Origin of the sequence: Spirosoma aerolatum, from assembly GCF_002056795.1 — a bacterium.
Taxonomy (GTDB): Bacteria; Bacteroidota; Bacteroidia; order Cytophagales; family Spirosomataceae; genus Spirosoma; species Spirosoma aerolatum.
Map to the genome: position 1 here is coordinate 6,807,872 of NZ_CP020104.1, position 22,543 is coordinate 6,830,414.

The following is a 22,543-nucleotide window of genomic DNA, read 5'->3' on the forward strand; positions in this document are numbered from 1 at the left end:
GAGACAAATATGGAGAAAAAATCTGATCAGACCATGCAGGCGAACGCATGATTTAAGCCGGCTTCGCTCCTCTCTCTGCAATGTTAAGCTAAAATTAAGGGATTCAGCGCGAACGTCAAGGGGGTATCGAAATCCCTTTGAATAATGCAACGAGTCCCTATATCAGCGAGTTAAAAACGCATGTCTTTCCCGAAAAGATAAAAACGTTACTTTTACCAGCGTATCGTCTTAATCGTATTCGATGGACTCTTTTTTTTCATCATCTTTCCCCCCGGCCGACCACTCCGCCTGGCTGGCACAAGTTCGGCGGGAGCTTAAAGACGCTGGCGCCTACGAAAGTCTACGCTGGCATACCGACGAAGGGTTTACGCTGGAACCGTATTATACTGCCGATGATCTGAACCAATTGCCGCTCAGTCTGATTCAGGGCGCCCAGAAGCAGAAACCTGGCTGGATTAATGCACCTGTATACACTGGCTCGGATGAAAAAACGACAAATGTGGTTCTTAAAGACATACTTACCAAAGGAGCCGAAGGCCTGGTTGTTCGGTTATCAGGAAAGCCCGACTTACCGCAATTGCTAAATGGTATCAAGTTGGCCGAAACGCCTGTTTATTTTGAGTTTCAGTCAGAAATTACTTCACAAGAAATTGTCGATGCTATCCAAAGCTTGAAAATCATTGCTCCTTACCAACTCAAAGGAGGTATATTGACCGATACCGGGGAAGCTACCGATGCAATTACGCATTTAACTGCCGATTCTCCACAATTCTATACGGTTGGGGTTAGTACTCACGCTTTTCATAATGCAGGTGCTACAGCCACACAGGAACTGGCGTTCACGCTGGCTTCGCTGGCTGACCGATTCGACCAACTCACCGATGCAGGCTTACCGATTGAACAACTGACTCAAAAACTGATTCTCTCCGTTTCAGTCGGGACCAACTATTTTGTAGAGATAGCCAAATTGCGGGCATTACGAGTGCTCATACAACGTTTTTTACGGTATTATCAGAAAGCGGCTACGACCGATCCAATTCAGATTCATGCCCGAACCTCCACATTTTACGATTCTACGGCAACCATCTACACCAACCTGATACGAGCAACTACCGAAGCGATGGCAGCCATCATCGGTGGGTGCGATGTCCTAAGTATTCACGCATATGATGCCGTTCTGAACCAGCCCAGCGAATTTTCGGAACGAATTGCCCGTAATGTATCGATCCTGTTGAACGAAGAATCACATGTAGGCAAAGTAGCCGATCCGTCAGCCGGATCGTATTACATTGAAAATCTGACGCACCATCTAGCCGAAACGGCCTGGGCGCTTTTTATAACTATAGAAAAGCGTGGTGGTTTGACCAAAGCAATGGCCGATGGCTATATACAGGACGAGCTGGAACGATCGTACCAAACTAAAGTCAAAGCGATTAAAAATGGAAGCGTATTGGTAGGGGTCAACAAATTCCGTTTTGACGAGCCAACGACCCAACCTCATAGCATTCGTACTAAAGGCATGGGAGTAACTGAAAAAAGACTGGCCGAACCTTTTGAGTAAACCATGAGACCCGATTTTACCCATAACCTTCAGGAAGAACCGTCGAGCGTAACACCACAGTCGACGACGAAACCTCAATCTCCACGTTCTGCGTTTTTTACCACGGCCGAAGGGGTCAAGCTTAAGCCCCGGTTCACGGCTATAGATGCCAACACCCAATACGTTTCGTCGTCACAGGCTGGCATTCCCCCTTATCTACGTGGGCCCTATGCCAGTATGTATGTTCGACAACCCTGGACCATCCGGCAGTATGCCGGTTTTTCGACAGCCGAAGAGTCGAATGCATTTTACCGACGGAATCTGGCGGCCGGTCAGAAAGGGTTATCGGTCGCTTTCGATCTGGCTACGCACCGGGGGTACGATTCCGACCACCCGCGCGTTGTAGGCGATGTAGGCAAAGCGGGCGTAGCTATCGATTCGGTCGAGGATATGAAAATTCTCTTCGATCAGATTCCGCTCGATCAGATGTCGGTATCGATGACGATGAACGGGGCCGTTATTCCAATCATGGCCTTTTACATCGTTGCCGCGGAAGAACAGGGCGTTCCACCCGAAAAACTATCAGGCACGATCCAAAACGACATTCTGAAGGAGTTTATGGTGCGGAATACCTACATCTATCCACCTGAACCATCGATGCGCATTGTGGGTGATATTTTTGCCTATACGTCAAAGTATATGCCCAAGTTCAATTCCATCAGCATCAGTGGCTACCACATGCATGAAGCTGGGGCGCCCGCGCATCTGGAATTGGCCTACACACTGGCCGATGGGCTGGAGTATATTCGAACAGGGTTGAAAGCAGGTATGAACATCGACGAGTTTGCTCCCCGGCTGTCGTTCTTCTGGGGGATTGGCATGAACCATTTCATGGAAATTGCTAAACTAAGGGCTGGTCGACTACTCTGGTCGAACATCGTCAATGCATTCGAACCCCAAAACCCAAAATCGCTGGCATTGCGAACGCATTGTCAGACATCTGGCTATAGCCTGACTGAACAGGACCCCTTTAACAACGTCGCCCGGACCACGATCGAAGCCCTGGCAGCTGTACTGGGCGGTACACAGAGCCTGCATACCAACTCGCTGGATGAGGCTATCGCGTTACCCACCGATTTTTCGGCTCGGATTGCCCGAAACACCCAACTCTATATCCAGCATGAAACCAACGTTACGCGAGTTATCGACCCCTGGGGCGGTTCGTACTACCTTGAATTCCTGACCAACGAGCTGGCCGAAAAAGCGTGGCTATTGATTCAGGAAGTGGAGCAGCTTGGTGGTATGACCAAAGCCATCGAGACCGGATTGCCCAAACTTCGGATCGAAGAAGCGGCTGCCCGCAAACAGGCCCGTATCGACTCGGGTAAAGATACGATCGTTGGTGTCAACCGCTATAAATCCAGTTCTGAAACCTCTATCGAACTACTCGATATAGATAACCAAGCTGTTCGCGAAGCGCAGATCAAACGCCTGAACGAATTGAAGGTCAAGCGGGATCCGCAAAACGTAGAGCAGGCTCTGGCAGCTATAACCCGAGCCGCTTTAACCACTTCCAAACCCTCTTCTGAAAAACAGGAAAGCGAAACAAACCTCCTTGCTCTGGCGGTTGAAGCAGCACGGGCGAGGGCTACACTTGGCGAAATATCAGATGCTATGGAGAAAGCGTTTGGCCGACATAAGGCTACTATTCGAGCGGTATCAGGCGTTTATTCAGCCGAAGTCTCTGACGATGAAAACTTCCGATTAGCCCGTCAGATGAGTGATCAATTTGCGGAACTCGACGGACGACGTCCACGGATTCTGGTTGCTAAAATGGGCCAGGACGGGCACGACCGGGGGGCTAAAGTCATCGCTACCAGTTTTGCCGATCTGGGTTTCGATGTCGACATGGGGCCGCTATTCCAAACGCCCGCCGAAGTCGCCCGTCAGGCTGCCGAAAACGATGTGCATATTGTGGGCGTATCGAGTCTGGCGGCAGGTCATAAAACACTGATTCCCCAACTGATTGAGGAACTCCGAAAAATTGGGCGCGACGATATTCTGGTTATTGCCGGGGGTGTAATTCCAGCCCAGGATTATCAGTTTCTTTACGAAGCTGGCGTAAAAGGCATTTTTGGCCCCGGTACAGTTATATCCGTAGCCGCCCAGAAAATCCTGGCCGAGTTGATGACGGAGTAAGTATTTTACAGATTCACAGGAAGTTATGACCTTCGATACTATAGGCAATTTCCATCTGGATAACACACTTACTCTCTTAACTGTACCGGGCTTTACCAGTCCTGTCCGAACTATTTTTGAGTCGACCCTTTGAAAGTACTATTAGCAGAATTAATCTTCCAGTATATTGCCAAAGATGGTGTTTTTCAGCAATAAAGCCCCTAACAGAAAGCTGATACCCCAATACAAATACACACGGTAAAAATCTTGGATATCTTCGTACACTCTGACTTGTACTGGCGCTTTTTCAAGACGGTTGATCTGAGCAAATATGCGTTGAAGGCTCCGGGCATCGGTAGCCCGGTAGAAGCTACCACTCCCGATAGTAGCAATCGTCTTCAGGATACCCTCATCCACCGTACCCGCTTTCACTGACGAAGCCCGCCCAACTGCAATGGTGTAAAGGCGCATTGAAAATGCTCTGGCCAGTTTGGCAGCCGTAACCGGATCAAGATTTCCGGCCGTGTTGTCGCCATCGCTCAGGAGAATAATTAGTTTGCTTCGTTCGGTCTGCCCAGCCTCGATCTGTGCTGTATCGGCCTGTATATTAACCGGGTCACGCATACGATTAATGCATCGGGCCAACGCATCGCCGATCGCCGTACCCGACGTTCGAATCATACGCGTGTTGAGATCATTTAAGTACTGTTTCAACAAGGCATAGTCGGTTGTGAGCGGGCACAAGGAGAACGCTTCTCCCGCAAAAATCACCAGACCAATGCGGTCGTTTTTTCGGCTGTTGACAAATGCCTGAGCTACCCGACGGGCAACAGCCAACCGATTGGGCGGTAAATCGCCCTCATTCATCGACTCCGATACATCAATGGCCAGCATAATGTCGATTCCTTCCGACTGCTCATCGCGTTGCTGCCGTACAATCTGCGGACGAGCCAAAGCTACCAGGAGCATAGCCATACCCATAAATACACTGACTGGCAGCAGATAACGCAGTAAACTTAGCCAGCGATCGATTAGATTGTCTGTGCCTATACGCCTGTACCGAAGCTGTCCGAGCGACATGTTTAGCTGTTGCTGGGCATTTCGACTCAGATAATACCGTAAAAAAAACAGCACCAGAATCCCCGGAATCAACGACAGAGCCAGCGGGTGAGCAAAGTGATATTGCTGCCATTGTACCGACCGAAACCAATAAACAGAATACCAGGGCTCCATGCAATCAGGCTATTGATGAGGGTTCGGTTGTTTTTTCATTTGTAGATGCTTCCACGCTCCCACGAAGCTGCAAACGAGTACGGGCACGTCGATAGGTCTGTGTAGCGATTTCGCCCAACAGGCGTAAAGCAGGCTGCGATTGGGGCGAAAACGAACCGCCATAAATCATTCGGTCGGCCTCTCGCAACGCATCCGTTACACGGTTATCCGCCATTTGCTCGGCTAGTTCAGGCGTTGTCATGGACGTATAAGGCAACGAATCCAGCCGTTCTAAATAAAACTTCCACAGAACGATTGCCTGATTAGCCGTTTCTGAGGCCGTGTACGAGTTTATGTTTCGGCAGAAACGATTGTACTCACTTAAAAAACGGAGGTGCTGCCGATTGAGTTGATACAGCTTCCATTGCTGAGTGATCGTCCGTCCCAAAAGTAGGTATACGAGGAAGGCGACTAAGCCCACCAGTGAAAATCCAGTTACCAAGGCCAGGTAATTGAATTGCTGTTGCAACGTCGCCAGATCCGTTTCAGTAGCCAGTTTTGGCGGCTGCGACTGAACCGAATCCGATTTAGCAAGGAGTAACTTTGACCGAAGGAATACCGAATCGACCCGAGACCATAATTGGGTGCAGTCGGCATCGCCAATCACCCGAATCGGCACCTGCAACCGTTGAATCGTATCTGTTTCAAACGAAATCAGGGTATACACGGCACTATCGCGGCTAACGGCCGCAACGCCAGTGCCCGTAGTCTGAGTGGGAAACACGACTACTTTTTGCACCTGATAAGGCGAAAAATGTCGCCCCGTATCCGGAAATAAAACATCTTTGATGGCTGGATGCCGATAGGTAAGTGAGTACTGAAATGGCCGACCGATTTCAACACTATCAGCTAAAAAATACCCTTGCAATGGAGCCTGTCGCACTGATCGGTTCTGAGCCAACGAGAAGCCTGGCCCCAAAAAGCCTAACAGGAATGCCGGTAAAACGATCGTGCGAAGAATATAAATCATTTACTTTCTCACCCGGAATAACTCAACAAGTTTTGGTACAAAATCTTCCTGCGAATCGAGAGCCAGGTAATTGGCATTGTATTGCTTGCAAAGCCGCTCAAGCCGTACCTGATTCTGCTGAAACGTATCATGGAGACCATTTCGAAAAGCAGCCGACGAGGTATTCACCCAAACGGTTCGCCCGGTTTCGGTATCATGAACAGGTATAATCCCCAGCCGGGGCAGTTTAACCTCCCGTTGATCGTACAAGTGAATAACGACCAAATCATGCTTTTTCGCCAGTGCCTTCAGGTTATGCTCGTATTGCTGGTCGATAAAATCAGATAGCAGAATCACCACACTCCTACGTTTTAGCGCATTTAGTGTAAACAACAGCGCATCGGCAATACTGGTCCGCCCCGACTCCGGCTTCAGCTTGTACAGGTTCATAATCAATTGATAACCAGTTTTTAGACCGTTAGATGGCTTGATGTATTTCTCTTTCTGATCCGAAAAGCAATACATGCCTACATGGCTGGCTTCCCGAATCGCCGACAAGGCCAATACACCACAAACTTCTTTGGTAGCCGCCAGTTTATCACGGTAGCTTGGCCCAACCTGTTGTGAAGCACTCACATCGACTACAAAAAAAACGGTCTGGTCTTTTTCTTCCCGAAATACTTTTACGAATGTACCGTGCCCTTTCGAAGATACGTTCCAGTCGATAGCCCGCACATCGTCGCCGTATTGATAAGTCCGTAAATCCGTAAATTCCAGCCCTGTACCTTTAAACACCGACCGAAAACTTCCGCGCATCTGCGAATTGACCGCCTTTCGGATGCGGATGTCGAAATTTCGGAGCCGTGCCAGAAATTCATCCATAGGTACCAGACGTTATGTTTTTTTAACAACCAATCCCGAACTTTGCCTTACGAGATCAACTTACAAAGCTATTAGTTTTCGGTTTATGGTAGCAGACCCGAATAACAGCGCTTACGTCAGTTATCGTACCAATGGCCCGGTGCAAACCGAATATCCAAACCTCAATCAAACCGTTCCCTATGCTTCGGACCCATTTTCAATCTCGCTGGTGGAGTCTATTAGTAAGTGGCTGGCTAGTGATAGCCTGTACCGCTCCTGAAGACGAGCGCCCTGAAAACCTGGTTCCAACCGATCAGATGGCGGATATTCTGACGGAGGTTCATCTGGCCGAAGCGCGGGTCAGCCGCATGGCCTTAACGTCGATCGACTCATCGAATATTGTCTATAAACGACTGGAGAACCAGATCATTAAAAAATACCAGCTCGATACGGCAGCCTATCGAAAAAGCTACATTTTTTACTCATCTCATCCGCGTGAGATGGAAACGATTTATCAACAGGTTACTAAGAACTTGCAAAACATAATCAGCGGAAAGACGCCCAAGAAACCATGATCGTTTATATGTCCGTGCAGATGCTGCTTTGTATAAACTGATGGCTACAGGCTGCAATCCATACCTTGCCTCTGCAATAAACAAGCAAGCTGTGATTAACAATTTTTAATGATTAATTTGTACAAAAAGCACGGCTTTTGTTGTTGTACAAATGATCCCTCTTTAAACGTAACGAATAAGCTGTGAAAGAACGTCTGGTCGTCATCCCTACGTATAATGAAATCGAGAATATCGAAGCGATTATTCGGAAAGTATTCAGTCTGCCGGAGCCGTTCGATATTCTTATTGTCGACGATGGTTCGCCGGATGGCACTGCACAGTGCGTTCGCGATTTACAGCACGATTTTCCCAGCACTGGGCCTTCACACCGGCTCCATCTGCTCGAACGGCGTGGAAAGCTAGGGCTGGGCACCGCCTACATCGATGGTTTCAAGTGGGCTTTATCGCGTGGTTATCGGTATTTATTTGAAATGGACGCCGATTTTTCACACAATCCTGACGATTTGGTCCGGCTATACCACGCTTGCGCCGACGAAGGGCCTAATCGGGCCGATGTAGCCGTAGGCTCCCGCTATATCCGGGGCGTCAACGTTGTGAACTGGCCTATGGGCCGAGTGCTGATGTCCTATTTCGCAGGCGTCTATGTTCGGTTTATCACGGGCATGTCGGTTATGGACCCAACGGCCGGTTTTATCTGCTATCGGGCCGAGGTACTGGAGGTTATCCTACATAATCCGATCAAATTTGTTGGATACGCATTTCAGATCGAAATGAAATTTACCTGCTGGAAATATGGGTTTCGAATTCAGGAAGTTCCCATTATTTTCACCGACCGTACAAAGGGCGTTTCGAAGATGTCGTCGAAGATTTTTAAGGAAGCGGTTTTTGGCGTACTACAAATGAAGATCAGCAGCTTCTTTCGGCATTATATTCCCCGTCGGGAATCCGCAGCCAAACTCGAAGAGTCGGTTGATGCTCTTTAGGATGACTTATCAGGAGTTATCTGTCCTAACCAAGTTACCGAACTAATCTTTATCTTTGGTAACATGTCACTATCTCTCATTAAAAACGGAGTCGATAGTGTCCCAATTTGCTCAACGCAACAACCAGAAACCTCTCGACAAGTAGTTGGATAGAAGGGCTGTTCAACCGCTATCCCGACCTGTCGATGAGCCGTTTTTGTTCTGGTTAGGCTATCCGTTTTCCTGATGAAACAAGGATTACTTTTATTAGCATTTACAATTCATTGCGTTGCGCTGTACGGGCAACGCACATTTGGCTCCGAGTGGATTAAGCCCTCGCAGAAATACGTGAAGTTTACGACCAGCCAGACTGGTATCTACCGCATTACGTATGATGACCTCAAATCGGCAGATGCTTCTTTTCTTCAAACCAATCCTACCAACTGGCAGCTCTTTTTCCGGGGGAAAGAAATAGCCGTTCGCATCGTTGGTCAACAAGACGGTACATTCGATTCACAGGATTACCTGGAATTTTATGGAGAAGGCAATGATGGGAGCCAGGATTCGCTATTGTACCGTCCTCAAAAGCGATTGCACCCTTACCAGACGTTGTTTTCCGATAAAACAGCCTATTTTCTGACCAGTACTTCCGGGCAAAATGGCAAGCGTGTAGCCGAGCAAAATACCGCTGCTCAGGGCCTTACTGCCGAAAAATTTCACGTTGAAGAAACCGTTCGGGCCTATACGAGCGACTACACCTTCAATAATCTAAAAGGGATTGAACCTGTTCTTCAGCTAAGTTATTTTGAACCGGGCGAAGGCTGGTCAGGTCCATTACTGACAACCGATTCAACCGGCGTCGTAACCATGAACTTGCAGAATCGGGTTAGTACCGTTTCCTGGCCGATCGTATTGGAAGGCATGGTTAATGGTCGTGATAACAATAACCATCTTATTACGGTCGACGCCGGGAATATTGCCCAAATAAGCCCGTTAGCTGTTCTTGGTTTTGCCTCCCAGACCTTCCAGACAACAATCAATCCATCAGGGCTCCAGAACGAACAGTTTACGCTCCGATTTAAGTCGCAAAAGATCGATAATGCGAACAACTTTTCGGTCACCTACGTAAAAGTGTCGTATCCTCAGGCTACGGATATGGCAGGCCAATCGAACAAAGTGTTTCATTTGCCTTCGAACACCCAATCCAGTTCCCTACTCGCCATTAAAAATGCTCCAACAGGGGCTGTTGCCTACGACATCACCGATAAAGCCAACTGCCGATTTCTGGTTTTACAAACAGCGTCGGGGCAGGCCCAGGCCGTTGTGACGGGTATGACTCAGAAGCGGGATGTTTATGTATCGAGCCAGTTTCTTAAACCCCTCTCGATACAGACGGCCCGTTTTTCGTGGAACTTCCCTCAGTCGGCAACCTACCTCATCATTACGCATTCATCCCTAAAACAGTCGGCCAGCACCTATGCGGCTTACCGGGCATCCGATATGGGAGGCAGGCACATTCCTTTCATTGTAGACGCGGACTCGCTCTATGATCAGTTTAATTATGGCGAACGGAGTCCACTGGCGCTTCGGCGTTTTGCCGATTATATGCTGGCCAACACGGCGGTAAAAAACATGCTGTTGATTGGAAAGGCCTGTAGCTACCCGTACTATGTTAAAACAGCACCCGACGACCTGGTACCAACGATTGGCTATCCGGGTTCTGATATTTTGTTGACGGCAGGTTTAGGTGGCTATCCCGTTAATACCCCTGCCATCCCGACGGGTCGGCTGAATGTAACCACGAACGAGCAGGTACTGGCCTATCTGGAGAAAATAAAGCAATTTGAGGACCCAGCCCAGAATGGCCTCTGGCGTAAGCATCTCATTCATATCAGTGGGGGCAAAACGAAAGAAGAAGCCCAACGGCTCAGCAACTCCCTGGCCGACCTCGGTACTATAGTCACCAACGGGCTTTTAGGAGGCCAGATTTCCGTTTTTGGTAAGACCACTACAGCCGAAGTGGAATCCATTAATATTTCCCCTTTAGTCAATGACGGTGTTGGTCTAATTACTTTTTTTGGCCATTCTGGTCCTAATGTGACGGACATGAATTTTGGCTATGCATCCCCGCCAGAGAACGGCTTGCGGAATTCGGTTTTTCCGTTCATGATTTTTAACGGCTGCGGTGCCGGAGAGATTTTTTCCCGTTTCAACACCTTATCGACCGACTGGCTATTAGCCCCTTCAAAAGGAGCAGCAGTCGTATTGGCGCATTCGTACTGGAGTTTTGAAGGTCCCACGGCTTACTATCTTAACAACCTCTACACATCCCTTTTCACGGATGCCAACACGCTTGGTATGCCCTTTGGGAAAGTGCAGCAACAGCTAAATACAAGCATTCAGAAGGGGGCTTACGGCCCTTACGACGAATCTATTTTGCTGGAAATGATTTTACAGGGCGATCCGGCTGTAACCCTATATCCTCTTCCCAACCCCGATTTTTCGATTGATTCAAAAAGCCTCTACATTCAGTCGTCGGTCGTAGGCAGCTCGATTAAAAGTAGCGATTCCATTCAGGTTGTTATGCCCCTGGCCAATCTGGGTAGATGCGTAGCTGGCCAGTCGGTTGCTGTATCACTAAAGAAAACAACCAACGCTGGAAGCACAACCAATTCATTTCACTTTAATGCCTTTCGTTATCAGGATACGCTAACCTATACGATTGCCAAAGACCCAAATCTGCAAAAGATTGAGGTGATCGTCGACCCAACGAACCAGATTACCGAATTATCGAAAACCAATAATACGGCTGCGCTCACCATCAATTGGTCGCAGGCCGAAAGTGGCACTAGTTACCCCATAAAAGCCTTACCCGATCGAATAAATCCTGAGATCAATGTGTTTATCGATGGAGCTATCCGGGAAAATCGTTCCGTTGTTAGTCTAAGTCCACGGGTCGATATTTTTATTCAGGATGAAAATCCTCTTTCACGTCAGGACACCAGCGCAGTAGATGTTTATTTGAGAAGCTGCGAGACCTGCGCCCCCCAGAAATTACCCGCTCAATTACTATCGGTATCGGCAGTTTCAGCTAATCAGCTTCAGGTCACAACGCATTTATCACTTAAAGCGGGCGGTACATATCAGCTTATCGTGTTCGGAAAAGATGCCGCCGGTAACCGGATTTCGTCACCCTATCGGCTCGACCTTGTTACATTATCGAACGAGGAAACAATTACGGTAAACACCTATCCGAACCCTGCTACCAGTTACGTTAAATTCGAGTTGAACCTGAACGTCAACGATTTGCCAGCCGAATCGAGACTCATTATCTACAATCAGTCTGGCATTCAGGTATTTAATAGCACCCTACCTGTAACAACGGGCAAGAACCTGTTGCTTTGGCAGGGCGTTTCACCGGGCCTCTACCCGTATTCGCTGCGTTTAACGTGGAAAGACGGACGCAGCGATGAGCGAACTGGAAAAGTGATCTGGCAACCTTGATCTAGTTCAATCGGTTGCTGGCAATCAACGCCCATTTCTGTCGGCTACCAGCCGAAATAATTCCTTTGCCAATACAATCTGGTGTAGACTGGCAATAAGCCAGCGATGTATTTTCGCGGTATACCAGCCCAACATTCTGTGCATATACCCGGCTGTATTTTTGCAGATTAACCAGCGTTGAATCATTCGTACCTAGTACAGATACCGTATGATCGAACGTTTGGCTACCGACTTTAAAGGATCGTCCGGCATCCTGATAGTGCAGTACCGTATCCGGGTTGGCATTATAGGTATTCAGGTTCCAGCTTGTTGACGCAGCAACGGGAAACAACATCTGTAGCTTAGGTACGTTACCGTCCTGACTAATTACTTCCGAAAGGTTTTTATAAACCGTGCGAATAGCGTTGATTTGCCAATCAGATTGGGTAGATAGTTTGATGGATTCTTCGACCTGATAAACTACCTGACCATTCTGCGTAAAGGAATTACTAATTTTTTGCTGAAGCTGGTAGGTCCGTGTAATTGGCGCATTAGTAAGCGTATACGTTTCCTGAGTTACCTGATAAATCCAGTAATCACCTGTCTGAATCGGGAAATAAGTCGAATCATCGGGTGTCGGGGACGTATTGGACGACTGGCAGGCCAAGATAAGGCTAATTACTGCCAGCAAACTAATTTGATAGAGTCTACTTTTTAAACGCATTTAGTGGCTTTACTATAAAATGGTCGGATCGCTCAGGCAGGCGGCCACAACCTGGTCAATCTTATAAACTTGTACCCGATAACTACCTGAAAGCGAAGATACAAAAAGGGTTACGTTATTACGTTTTCATTACTACATCATGAGCGGTATTGCAGGAATAATTCGATTTGATGGGCAACAGATTAACGCTACGGATCGATCAAATCTGGTTCGGTTGCTACAGCATCGGGGCAAAGTAACGAGTCAGCTTGTGTCTCAGGGCGAGCTTTTTGCGTTTGGAGGCCAGCCTGAAACGAATAGCCAAGCCTCTCTGTATACCGTTTCCGATGCCGATCTGTTTACTGATGCCCTCCCGGAGAATCCATTCTCTTCCGGCTATTTACAAAAAGGCACAGCCCTATTTAACGAATTAAGTGCCGATTTTGCCACCGTACTCTGGGATGAACGGAAGCAACAACTGATCTGTACCCGCGACCCATTAGGCATTAAGCCTCTCTATTATACCCATCAGCCCGGTCGCTTCTTCGCATTTGCCTCAGAGATTAAGGCCTTATTGGCTTTGCAGGAGGTCTATCTAAAGCCCAATCGCCGTAAATTTAAAGAGTACCTGACATGGAGTACTGTTTATGTACCATACACCAACGAAACTTTCTACGAAGCCATTTTCAGCGCTCTACCAGGGCATTATTTATCCGTAAGTTCGCAGACCATCCAAATTCACCCTTACTGGCAGCCTGCGTTGAGTCGGTTCGAAGGATTAACCCGTTCGGAAGAGTATGCCTCTTTATTTCAGGAGCATTTTACAAGCGCTATCAGGCATCGGATTCAGGATAAAAAAATAGTAGGTTCTCACCTTAGTGGCGGGCTAGATTCTTCATCCGTCAGTTGTGTTGCCCAATCGCTATTGCTAACTCAGCAACGTCCAGACCTACATACGTTTTCTATCGACACCAATCAGCCGTCGGCAAGTGAACAGGAGTATGTGCAGGCCGTTGTTGACCTATGGCATCCGAAGCATACTACTGTTCATCCCTTACCTAACATCCTGGATTCAGTGCTGACAATAAACAGGATATTTGACCAGCCAGAACACTTTATTATTCCTTCCAGCTTTCATTTGAGTGTTTCGACAGATGCACAACAGATTGGCTGCGACCTATTGCTAACCGGACATGATGGCGACAGTACCGCTCCTAACGGATTCGATTTTCTGACAGAATTACTAAATGAAAACGACTGGGTAGCCTTACAGGAAGCGTGCCGACAAATGGTTTCGATTCAGGGGCATAATCTGACTTATTTAAGTGCCGACTGGTCAACTTTAAGTGAGCAGATCAAGTATGAAAAATTTGTTTTGTCAGTTATTGGTTCTGAGCTGAAGAAACACGTCAAAAGCCAATCTGGCCTCTCCTTTTTAAAAATGCTTACCCAGCAAAAACATTTTTTTGACCTTTCATCATCGACTATTTTCTCGTATTTAGCGAAACGCATCCAAACCAGATTAAGCCATCAATCGTTAATCGATAATGCATTGAGTGCTGAGTTTAAAAGCCAACTGGGCCATCATCCAGTAATGTCAACCAACGAACTGGTAACCCAGTTAAGCGCTGAGCATAAGGCTCCATTTAAACAAATACTTCATACGACCAACGTAATCTGTAATGAGCAGATGAACCATATTGGGGCTTATTATGGCCACACCTACTCATTTCCTTTCTTTGATAAGTCAATTATCGAATTAGGGTTGGCGACGCCTTTGGCCGTACATTTTAACCAGGGCCGCGGGCGTGGACTCATTCGAAATGGCCTGCGTACAATTTTGCCACAAGCTATTTTGTCGCGTTATACAAAAGCAAATTTTGTAGAATACGGCACCTTATCAGCACAGGAGTTGTATAAATCAGCCCAGGAACGACTTGCATTGCCCACCCACCCAATTTGGGAAGTTATTGACAAAATCATGTTTGAAAAAATTGTAGCGATTGTATTTAGTTCTACCTATCCAGCCAACAAAAAAACACGATATAACTGGCAACTAAGCCGTATTATTTATTTAGCCCTGTGGCTTGATTCATTAGATACTAAATTATAATCGTTGCCTGCATCACTTTTTGCATCCAAACTACTGGATTTAGCAGGCAGGAATCGTAGTAACGATTGATATGCACGGATAAATACGGTGATAAAACCGAACTCTTTAGGTAAATAAATATATGTATTCCTGACTTTGAAGAGGCTATATCGAAATATTCTACTTTTGATAAATGAAAATAATACCTTCAGCTTACCATTTAAATTCATCTGTGACTTGAAAAAAAGTAAAAATTGCTTTACAATTAAGTAGCTTTTTTCATCTTCCTGGCGATTTTTCCAGCTTTTCGCATACGCAGCGGCCATTGATTGTACATGTCTCGATTTAATCAGTGATTCAATAGGTGGTGGTAACGTCAACCCCCAAATTGTACGGCACCAATATAAACCTGCGAGAAAGGCCTCTTTAAAGCCAAAGGAGTCAAGTTCATTTAACAAACGATCCCAGTTTACCGGCTTACTTTTTAGAAGAAAATATAAATCATTTATAAAATAAATTCGTTGCCATACATTAAGAACGCCATGATGCGCCACCAGTAAAACAATTATCCGTTCATTTGATATTTCTGGATTAGAACGAATAAATGACAGATCAAATAAAATATAATAAATATTAAAGCCCAAAATGCGCCAATGCAAATCGATTTCAAATGCGTTATTACCAAAAAATGGTTTAAATAAGCTGACTTCGAACAAATCAGAAAGAACAGTCTCTTTTTTGTGCTGCCAATGTATAGTATGTTTTTTATTTAATTGATAGCCATGTTGCTGAAAAAGTTGCGTTGTTTTAAATACATCGTCTTTATTAATCAACAGATCTATATCACCTGTACTACGCAGACTACTATCGGGGTAACAATTTTCAGCCAGGTATATTCCTTTTAAGGCAATATGGTCAATACCATTCTCAGTCAATAACTTATCTACAGAATGATAGTGATGAAGTTTTAACAAATTATCAGTTGCGGCTTCCCGGCAATCGTCTTGCAGGCTTGTCAGAAAACCTGTTGAACAACCAGAACTTTTTTGTAAAGCCTGAAATAGAAAAGGCTTCAGACGATGACGATCTGCTAACTGATAAAGTAATGGCCAATCAATTGAATTCTTGCTTAAAAAATGGCTCAACTCAGCCTTTTTCTCCTCATTTGCATACAGTTCACATGCCATACATAGAACTGTAATTTCTGGAGATTGGTATGTATGCATTCTACTATACTTTTATTAAAACGATACAATCTGGTCTATACTTTTCCAATAATCTGATCAATAATACACCGAGGAATCCAATGCATGGCTAATTTATATAAATGAAAATAGCTTGATGAGATCAAAAGATCATCACCAAGCTATTTTAGAGACAGGAAACTCCCGATCTATCCTGTGAATGTATTTCCGAATCCATCGGTGTCGGACCCAATCTTCAGGGTGAGCTTCTTGACATGGCCCAGCACATGCAGCTTGGGCGATTGATAGGCCTTCTTGCCAGAAGGGTGTACGCTATGCTTAGACTTTGAGTTCATGGAACAAAAAATTAAAGGTGGTAAATTCAGTTGCGGAAAGCGAGCCGAGCAAAAAACCCGAACCTATTCGATCACGATCCGATGTTTACGAACCTGACCCCGCTCTTCAACGGTCAGTACATACACACCCGTCGACAGCTTGCTGTCTGCTTTCAGCAACACATTATCCCCCTGAACACCACTCTTCTGCAACGAAACCACATGACCGTCCGAACCATAGAAGTTCAACCGGGCCGTCTCAGGCTCATCCAGGCTCACCCGAAACTGCTGGTTGCTGACCACCGGGTTGGGGAACACGCCGTAAGCACCATCCCGTAGCACCACCGACTCCACTTTCAGTATCGTCGATTTGCCATCCAGATCCAACTGCGTCAGCCGGTAGTAGCTGGTACCCCGGAAGGGGGTGAAGTCGGTGAGGTGGTAGTTTTTCAAGGATTCGCTGCTGGCCCCAATTTCGGTCACTTCGCCAACGGTCTGAAAGCTTTTGAGGTCTAGGCTGCGTTCGATCAGGAAGCCTTTGTTGTTGGTTTCCCAGGAGGTGGTCCAGGCCAGGGCCACGGTTTGGTCGTCCTGGGGTTTGGCCGTAAACGAAACCAGCCCGACTGGCTGCACACTTCCTTGGGTAACGGTAATATTAACAGTAGCCCTATCATTCTCCGTATTATTAGGTGGACTAGCCAAGCTAGATCCGGCTAAAGCAGAAAGGCTGGTTACCGCAGGAAAACCAGGAGTCGTTTTTAAGGCCCGAGCCGAAAAGAGCAAATTATAAATCGCATTGCCTGGAATATCTCCCTGATCACTATTGACAATGATTGTCGAGCCCGTTGTTGCATTATAAGAGCTTAGTGTCACAGATAGGTTAGCTGTTGACCCCACGCCGGCGGTAACGGTAGCACTCGTTACACCCAATGCGGGGGGTACAACAAGAGTGTAAGAAGCGGCAGAAGCTTGAGTTATTGCAGAAGAGCTTCCGTTTCCAAAGCTAACAGTGCCACTAATTGTAGCCCCAATCGTATAGTTCGTAGGCGCTGTAAGGGTTATTCCGGACGCGAGCGGATCCTGAGCATAGGCAGTATATACACCACACAAGCTGATCACAAGAAAAAGTAGAAGTCTCTTAAACATAGTAGAAAATAATAAGTCTTTCAAAATCAACAAATAGAAACTTTATGTCTGCCAAAGTTCAATAAAAAGACTTTTGAACAAGTGAAAAGTTTATAAAACTAATGACGATTCTGACATAAAATTATTAAATGGACCTTGCAGTAGTGCAGGCTTTAATAGGTTAAACATCAGTACTATCGATATAGCTATTGAGCTGGCTACACGAAAGCCTGATTAAGAAACCAGAGGGTGAGTAGCTAGCGACTGAAACCCTCTGGCAAACGTGATCTATCCTGTGAATGTATTTCCGAATCCATCGGTGTCGGACCCAATCTTCAGGGTGAGCTTCTTGACATGGCCCAGCACATGCAGCTTGGGCGATTGATAGGCCTTCTTGCCAGAAGGGTGTACGCTATGCTTAGACTTTGAGTTCATGGAACAAAAAATTAAAGGTGGTAAATTCAGTTGCGGAAAGCGAGTCGAGCACAAACCCGAACCTATTCGATCACGATCCGATGTTTACGAACCTGACCCCGCTCTTCAACGGTCAGTACATACACACCCGTCGACAGCTTGCTGTCTGCTTTCAGCAACACATTATCCCCCTGAACACCACTCTTCTGCAACGAAACCACATGACCGTCCGAACCATAGAAGTTCAACCGGGCCGTCTCAGGCTCATCCAGGCTCACCCGAAACTGCTGGTTGCTGACCACCGGGTTGGGGAACACGCCGTAAGCACCATCCCGTAGCACCACCGACTCCACTTTCAGTATCGTCGATTTGCCATCCAGATCCAACTGCGTCAGCCGGTAGTAGCTGGTACCCCGGAAGGGGGTGAAGTCGGTGAGGTGGTAGTTTTTCAAGGATTCGCTGCTGGCCCCAATTTCGGTCACTTCGCCAACGGTCTGAAAGCTTTTGAGGTCTAGGCTGCGTTCGATCAGGAAGCCTTTGTTGTTGGTTTCCCAGGAGGTGGTCCAGGCCAGGGCCACGGTTTGGTCGTCCTGGGGTTTGGCCGTAAACGAAACCAGCCCGACTGGCTGCACACTTCCTTGGGTTATCTGCAAAAGGTTAGACTGGTTATCATTATTAGAATCATTTGTCGATAGACCACTTCCAACGGCATTCGCCGTGACAGCCGAAGAACCAGGCTCATTTGCTTTTAGACCACGCATTGTGATCACCAGTGAATATGTCGTACTCCCTGGGACGTCTCCCAAGTTACTAACAACGGTCACAACTGTTCCACTACCGGTATAGGCTCCAACAGTTAACGACAGGTTAGCGGTTGTACCGGACGGAACAGTAACTGAAGCACTGGTCACACCGACTACATCAGGCAGATTGATGGTATACGTAGCACTTGCGCTTTGAGGTATAGCCGTAGAGGTTCCACTTCCAAAAGAAATAGTAACACTACTATAACCTCCTACTGCGAACTGTTGCGGGTTAATGACCACCCCATTCGCTGCGATGTAAGGATCCTGACCAAAGGCAGTAAAGCCAGCACACATCCCTAAAAACATGAAAAGTAAAAGTTTCTTTATCATAGTTGATAATAATAAGTTTAAAGAATCCTAAGTGAGGAAAATAAATATGCGTCAAATATCTTAAAAAAGATATTTGACGCAAGTAAAATTATTATTGTCCACTGATAATTCTAGCATAAACATTATTTAATGGATTAGCATCATATGTTTTCGTAGGATCATTGGTGACATTAACCGTAATATTGGCTGTACTTCCTGAGTTTGCTGTTGTCCGTGTAATGGTAAAACCCAGAACAGCAGTGGCATTGGCAGGAATAATCTGCCCAGCGTTGTTCTTCAGGGTAAGCTGCTGATCAGATAAATTATTCACCACGGTCCAATTCGGGTTCTCTACAGAAACCGTCGATCCACCTGATACACTTGTGCTGGTTATTGAGCTATTATATGAAATGGTATAACCCGTTGGAACCGTAATGGTGATGCTGACACTACCCGGAGGTGTTGGTTGCCCATTTGCTTCAAATATATTGACGATGAAGTTTCTGACGTTATTTGGAGCAGTATTGAAGTTGGCCAGAGGCAGAATGATTGTTGGCGACAGGTCAGGAATATTCACCAGAGCGTGTAAGGTAGCCATTACACAATTTGAAGGGCTATTTGAATCGCAGGCCGTATAGGTAAAGCTACCGGGACCTGTATAACCTAAAGCAGGTGTAAATGTATAGCTTCCTGTCGACGAAATCACCAGTGTACCTGACGAACCTACTGTTGTTCCCGGATTCGATACCGTCAGCCCTGTTCCTATATCATTCGTCAGAACATTGCCCGTCACGGCTGTACCTGATGAAAACACGTAATCGTCACTAGCTGATGCAGAAACATAATCTGGCGGATACACTGAAATAGTTACGGTAGCTGTAGCGCACAGGTTGCCTGGGGTTTCACATACCTGATAGGTCAGCACATCAGTACCATAAAAACCCGTATTCGGCGTATAAACGATATTACCATTGCCATCAACAGTAGCTGAGCCATTGGTGGGCGGAGTAGCTATAGTTGGTGTGCCGAGTGTACCTCCTGGATTGCCTGGGCCGTCGTTTGCTTTTACATTGACCGTTACAGATGGCGGTGTTGTTGCCGTAGTGCTGGTCATTGAAGCCACATCCGGGTTAGCTACCGGCAGATTTGTATTTACTTTTGGATCCAGTACGGTAACTGTCAGCGTTTGCGACACACATACCGCTGATACACAAACGGGTACTGAATAAACATATACTCCAGACGTTGAGGTGATAAACGTATAGGTTCCATCACTATTCATGGTCAATGTTGGTGTTGAACCATTCGGGCTGCTAACCAGCGTTGGCGATGTGCCATAGGTTGTGCCAGCCGGTACATTATCATTCGTAGCCACGCTTCCTGATACCGACACATTTTTATAGGTAACTGCAAAATCAGGACTTGTTTTTAAAGCACAGGTAAAGCCATTCCCTATTGACAGGTTAGTATTGATAAAGGCACCATATACTTGTAAATTAGTGACCGTTACACCCAAACCAACTAGTGGTGCTACGCTTAGCCGAATTTCATCGAACGGCTGAGATGTAACAAAGCCTATATTATAATAATCTGTAACAGAGCCAAATAAAGCGATTGACAAATCAAGCAGATCACTAGCCGTTCGTGATTGTACCGGACTCCCATTCTGGTAGGTTGTAATGGTCAGTTTTGCCAATAAATTTGCCGTAACCAACCCTGATATTTTCCGAATGGTAAAGCCAGCAAACGTGCCCGCCGGATAGGTATCTATCGGATTAAGTACGCCAATCGATGCGGTAACGGCTACCCCTGCCGTATTGGTAATCGTAGCATAATCAGTAGTGCTGGACGAAACTACATTCCATGCATCAGCAACCGTTACAGCCGCATCGACAGCCCCAGTAACCCCTGTCCGTTCGTAATCGATAACAACCGGGAATGTTGGATTACTAAGATTATAGGTCGTATTACAACTGATGGCTGCTGAACAGGTCTTCTCAAATACAGCGCTGTAAATATTGATCACACCGAGGTCGACGCCAACTACGCTCGGGAACGAAATTTTCACCTCATCATATTGCGCTGTCGCCACAACGCCAACATATTGACGGCTCCGGCCATTTAGCAAACTGGTCGTAGCGCCTACAATCAAGGCATTACCGGCTATTGTCTGAACCGGACTACCATCATTATAGAGCGTAATGGTTGCAATACTTAGTACATTAGCAGAAAGTAAGCTCCGGGTTTCAATATCAAAACCAGCAAAACTATTGACCGGATAGGTCTGTAAAGCGTTAGCGACTGCAAACGAAAGCGTCGTCGATACACCCGCCGTTAATGACAGTGAGGCAAAATTGGACGGGTCATTATCGATTACATTTTCTGAATTACTGATGTAACATAACGCACAGGCAGTTCCCGTGATTCCCGTATTTTTCCCATCAACATAAACGGGATTTGTCGGATAAACCAGGGGGGTAATCGTATTTTTAGGAATTGTATTATCGGCACAATCAAGGCTAGGCCCATCACAAAAACTTGTAACGGTTACCCCATATACGTTAATTCGGGCGACTGATACGCCTACAGCTTTGGTAACCGTCAGCACAATCTCGTCGAAATCGGCTGTCGCTAAAAAGCCGAGCGTTCTTCGGCCTGTACTTGTACCTGATAAAAGCGAACTGTTGGCAGAAATCAGGCTAGTCCCACTAACTGATTGGATAGGAGTGGCAGTTCCGGTCTTGTAGGTCGAAATGGTGATTCGGTCTAAAAGCCCTAAGTCGACAAGATCTGTACTTGAGATATCGAAACCGACGAATTTTGGTGCCGACGTACTGGCGGTATAGGCCGTAAAGGGGTTTTTTACGCCTATCGTAGCCGTTGTTGCTACGGCTGCCGTTAAAGAAATACTGGCCACATTTGACGTATTTCCATCAATAATATTATCTGCATTACTAATGGCACAAAGGGCACAGGCCAGATCGGTAACTATACCCGTACGATCTGAAATATAGATTGAATTTCCGGGTGCCGTTAATGAGCTAGGCGTATTACAAGCCAAAGTCGTGCTGGCTGAAGCGTAGCGTCTCATCAACGCATAATACACTCTGTAGGAAGTGGCTACAGTTAGTGGGTTGGTAAAAGAAATCGCGATCTGATTAAAATCAAGTGTAGTGTGGAATCCTACCTCATAGGCTCCTGAAACTAATGCAGAATTTATTCCAATGAGGTTAGTTGCGGTCTTTTCCTCACGGAATTCACCATTTTTATAAGTTGTGATCGTTACCGCCCCTAACAAAGTAACATCAGCTAGTGAGCTATTGCTGATCAGGAAACCAGCAAAATTACCAGCATCATAGATATTGGCGGGATTATTTTCACCAACTGTAAATGAGCCTGCACCAGAAATTGCAATGGCTAACTCATCGTAATCCGTAAGTGTGGGATTTGTAACGTTGGCAGGACTACCGTCGGCCAGAAGACATCCTAAGTCCCCTCCCCAACAGGATAAACCGGGGCTGGCATGAGCTGTCGTTAATGAGAAAGTGGGACTAACCCAGGGCGTTGATGTAGTTGAATTGGGCGTTCCTAAACTACTTTGCTGAGCATTAACCTGGCTACTGAGAGCGAGAAAAAACAGAAGGGTAACCCAAACGGAGCCGCTTACCCATCTTGGGAGGGCAGGATAAAAGTGTTTCATATACGTGAGCTAATTGTGTTTTATGTTAAAAGGAAAGAGTAATGAATTATAAACA

The 22,543-nt window shown here is 46.4% G+C and carries 16 protein-coding genes; 6 read left to right on the plus strand and 10 right to left on the minus strand.

Annotated features, from left to right (window positions below):
* Positions 1–241 precede the first annotated feature (241 nt).
* The gene (locus tag B5M13_RS28240; RefSeq protein WP_080058845.1) at positions 242–1,561 is read left to right on the plus strand and encodes a methylmalonyl-CoA mutase family protein; all 1,320 of its coding nucleotides are present in this window, start codon (positions 242–244) and stop codon (positions 1,559–1,561) included.
* A 3-nt stretch (positions 1,562–1,564) separates the two neighbouring features.
* Positions 1,565–3,739, plus strand: a complete 2,175-nt coding sequence (scpA, locus tag B5M13_RS28245; RefSeq protein WP_080058846.1) for a methylmalonyl-CoA mutase — start codon at positions 1,565–1,567, stop codon at positions 3,737–3,739.
* A 150-nt stretch (positions 3,740–3,889) separates the two neighbouring features.
* Here scpA and B5M13_RS28250 read toward each other — a convergent pair whose 3' ends face one another.
* From B5M13_RS28250 to B5M13_RS28260, 3 genes are read right to left on the minus strand one after another with little or no spacing between them, the layout of a single operon-like run.
* Positions 3,890–4,951, minus strand: a complete 1,062-nt coding sequence (locus tag B5M13_RS28250; RefSeq protein WP_080058847.1) for a VWA domain-containing protein — start codon at positions 4,949–4,951, stop codon at positions 3,890–3,892.
* Between the two features lie 4 nt (positions 4,952–4,955).
* A complete protein-coding gene (locus B5M13_RS28255; RefSeq protein WP_080058848.1) occupies positions 4,956–5,960 on the minus strand; it encodes a hypothetical protein in 1,005 nt (334 codons plus the stop codon).
* Complete coding sequence (locus B5M13_RS28260) at positions 5,961–6,821, minus strand: DUF58 domain-containing protein (protein ID WP_080058849.1); 861 nt, start codon at positions 6,819–6,821, stop codon at positions 5,961–5,963.
* Positions 6,822–7,000: 179 nt separating this feature from the next.
* Between B5M13_RS28260 and B5M13_RS28265 the strand changes: the two genes are divergently transcribed.
* From B5M13_RS28265 to porU2, 3 genes are all read left to right on the plus strand, one after another.
* Positions 7,001–7,375 (plus strand): DUF4296 domain-containing protein, encoded by a 375-nt coding sequence (locus tag B5M13_RS28265; protein WP_080058850.1) that lies wholly within the window; start codon positions 7,001–7,003, stop codon positions 7,373–7,375.
* A gap of 182 nt (positions 7,376–7,557) precedes the next feature.
* The gene (locus B5M13_RS28270) at positions 7,558–8,358 is read left to right on the plus strand and encodes a polyprenol monophosphomannose synthase (RefSeq protein ID WP_080058851.1); all 801 of its coding nucleotides are present in this window, start codon (positions 7,558–7,560) and stop codon (positions 8,356–8,358) included.
* Positions 8,359–8,583: 225 nt separating this feature from the next.
* Positions 8,584–11,841: a putative type IX secretion system sortase PorU2 gene (gene porU2, locus B5M13_RS28275; RefSeq protein ID WP_080058852.1), complete on the plus strand. Its 3,258-nt coding sequence runs from the start codon at positions 8,584–8,586 to the stop codon at positions 11,839–11,841.
* 1 nt (position 11,842) lies between these two features.
* Here porU2 and B5M13_RS28280 read toward each other — a convergent pair whose 3' ends face one another.
* Positions 11,843–12,511, minus strand: a complete 669-nt coding sequence (locus tag B5M13_RS28280; RefSeq protein ID WP_245859528.1) for a hypothetical protein — start codon at positions 12,509–12,511, stop codon at positions 11,843–11,845.
* A gap of 172 nt (positions 12,512–12,683) precedes the next feature.
* Between B5M13_RS28280 and B5M13_RS28285 the strand changes: the two genes are divergently transcribed.
* Entirely contained in the window at positions 12,684–14,636 is a 1,953-nt protein-coding gene (locus B5M13_RS28285; RefSeq protein ID WP_080058854.1) for an asparagine synthetase B family protein, read from the plus strand.
* Here B5M13_RS28285 and B5M13_RS28290 read toward each other — a convergent pair.
* The 6 genes from B5M13_RS28290 to B5M13_RS28305 all read right to left on the minus strand — a co-directional run bounded on the left by B5M13_RS28290 (position 14,594) and on the right by B5M13_RS28305 (position 22,488).
* Entirely contained in the window at positions 14,594–15,841 is a 1,248-nt protein-coding gene (locus tag B5M13_RS28290; RefSeq protein ID WP_080058855.1) for a nucleotidyltransferase domain-containing protein, read from the minus strand. The two genes, B5M13_RS28285 and B5M13_RS28290, sit on opposite strands and share 43 nt — an antisense overlap.
* Before the next feature lie 167 nt (positions 15,842–16,008).
* A complete protein-coding gene (locus B5M13_RS33750) occupies positions 16,009–16,155 on the minus strand; it encodes a hypothetical protein (protein ID WP_170061208.1) in 147 nt (48 codons plus the stop codon).
* Positions 16,156–16,218: 63 nt separating this feature from the next.
* Entirely contained in the window at positions 16,219–17,007 is a 789-nt protein-coding gene (locus B5M13_RS28295) for a T9SS type A sorting domain-containing protein (protein ID WP_245859529.1), read from the minus strand.
* 540 nt (positions 17,008–17,547) lie between these two features.
* Positions 17,548–17,694 (minus strand): hypothetical protein, encoded by a 147-nt coding sequence (locus B5M13_RS33755; protein WP_170061208.1) that lies wholly within the window; start codon positions 17,692–17,694, stop codon positions 17,548–17,550.
* Positions 17,695–17,756: 62 nt separating this feature from the next.
* Entirely contained in the window at positions 17,757–18,809 is a 1,053-nt protein-coding gene (locus B5M13_RS28300; RefSeq protein WP_080058857.1) for a T9SS type A sorting domain-containing protein, read from the minus strand.
* A 91-nt stretch (positions 18,810–18,900) separates the two neighbouring features.
* A complete protein-coding gene (locus B5M13_RS28305) occupies positions 18,901–22,488 on the minus strand; it encodes a beta strand repeat-containing protein (RefSeq protein ID WP_080058858.1) in 3,588 nt (1,195 codons plus the stop codon).
* Positions 22,489–22,543 lie beyond the last annotated feature (55 nt).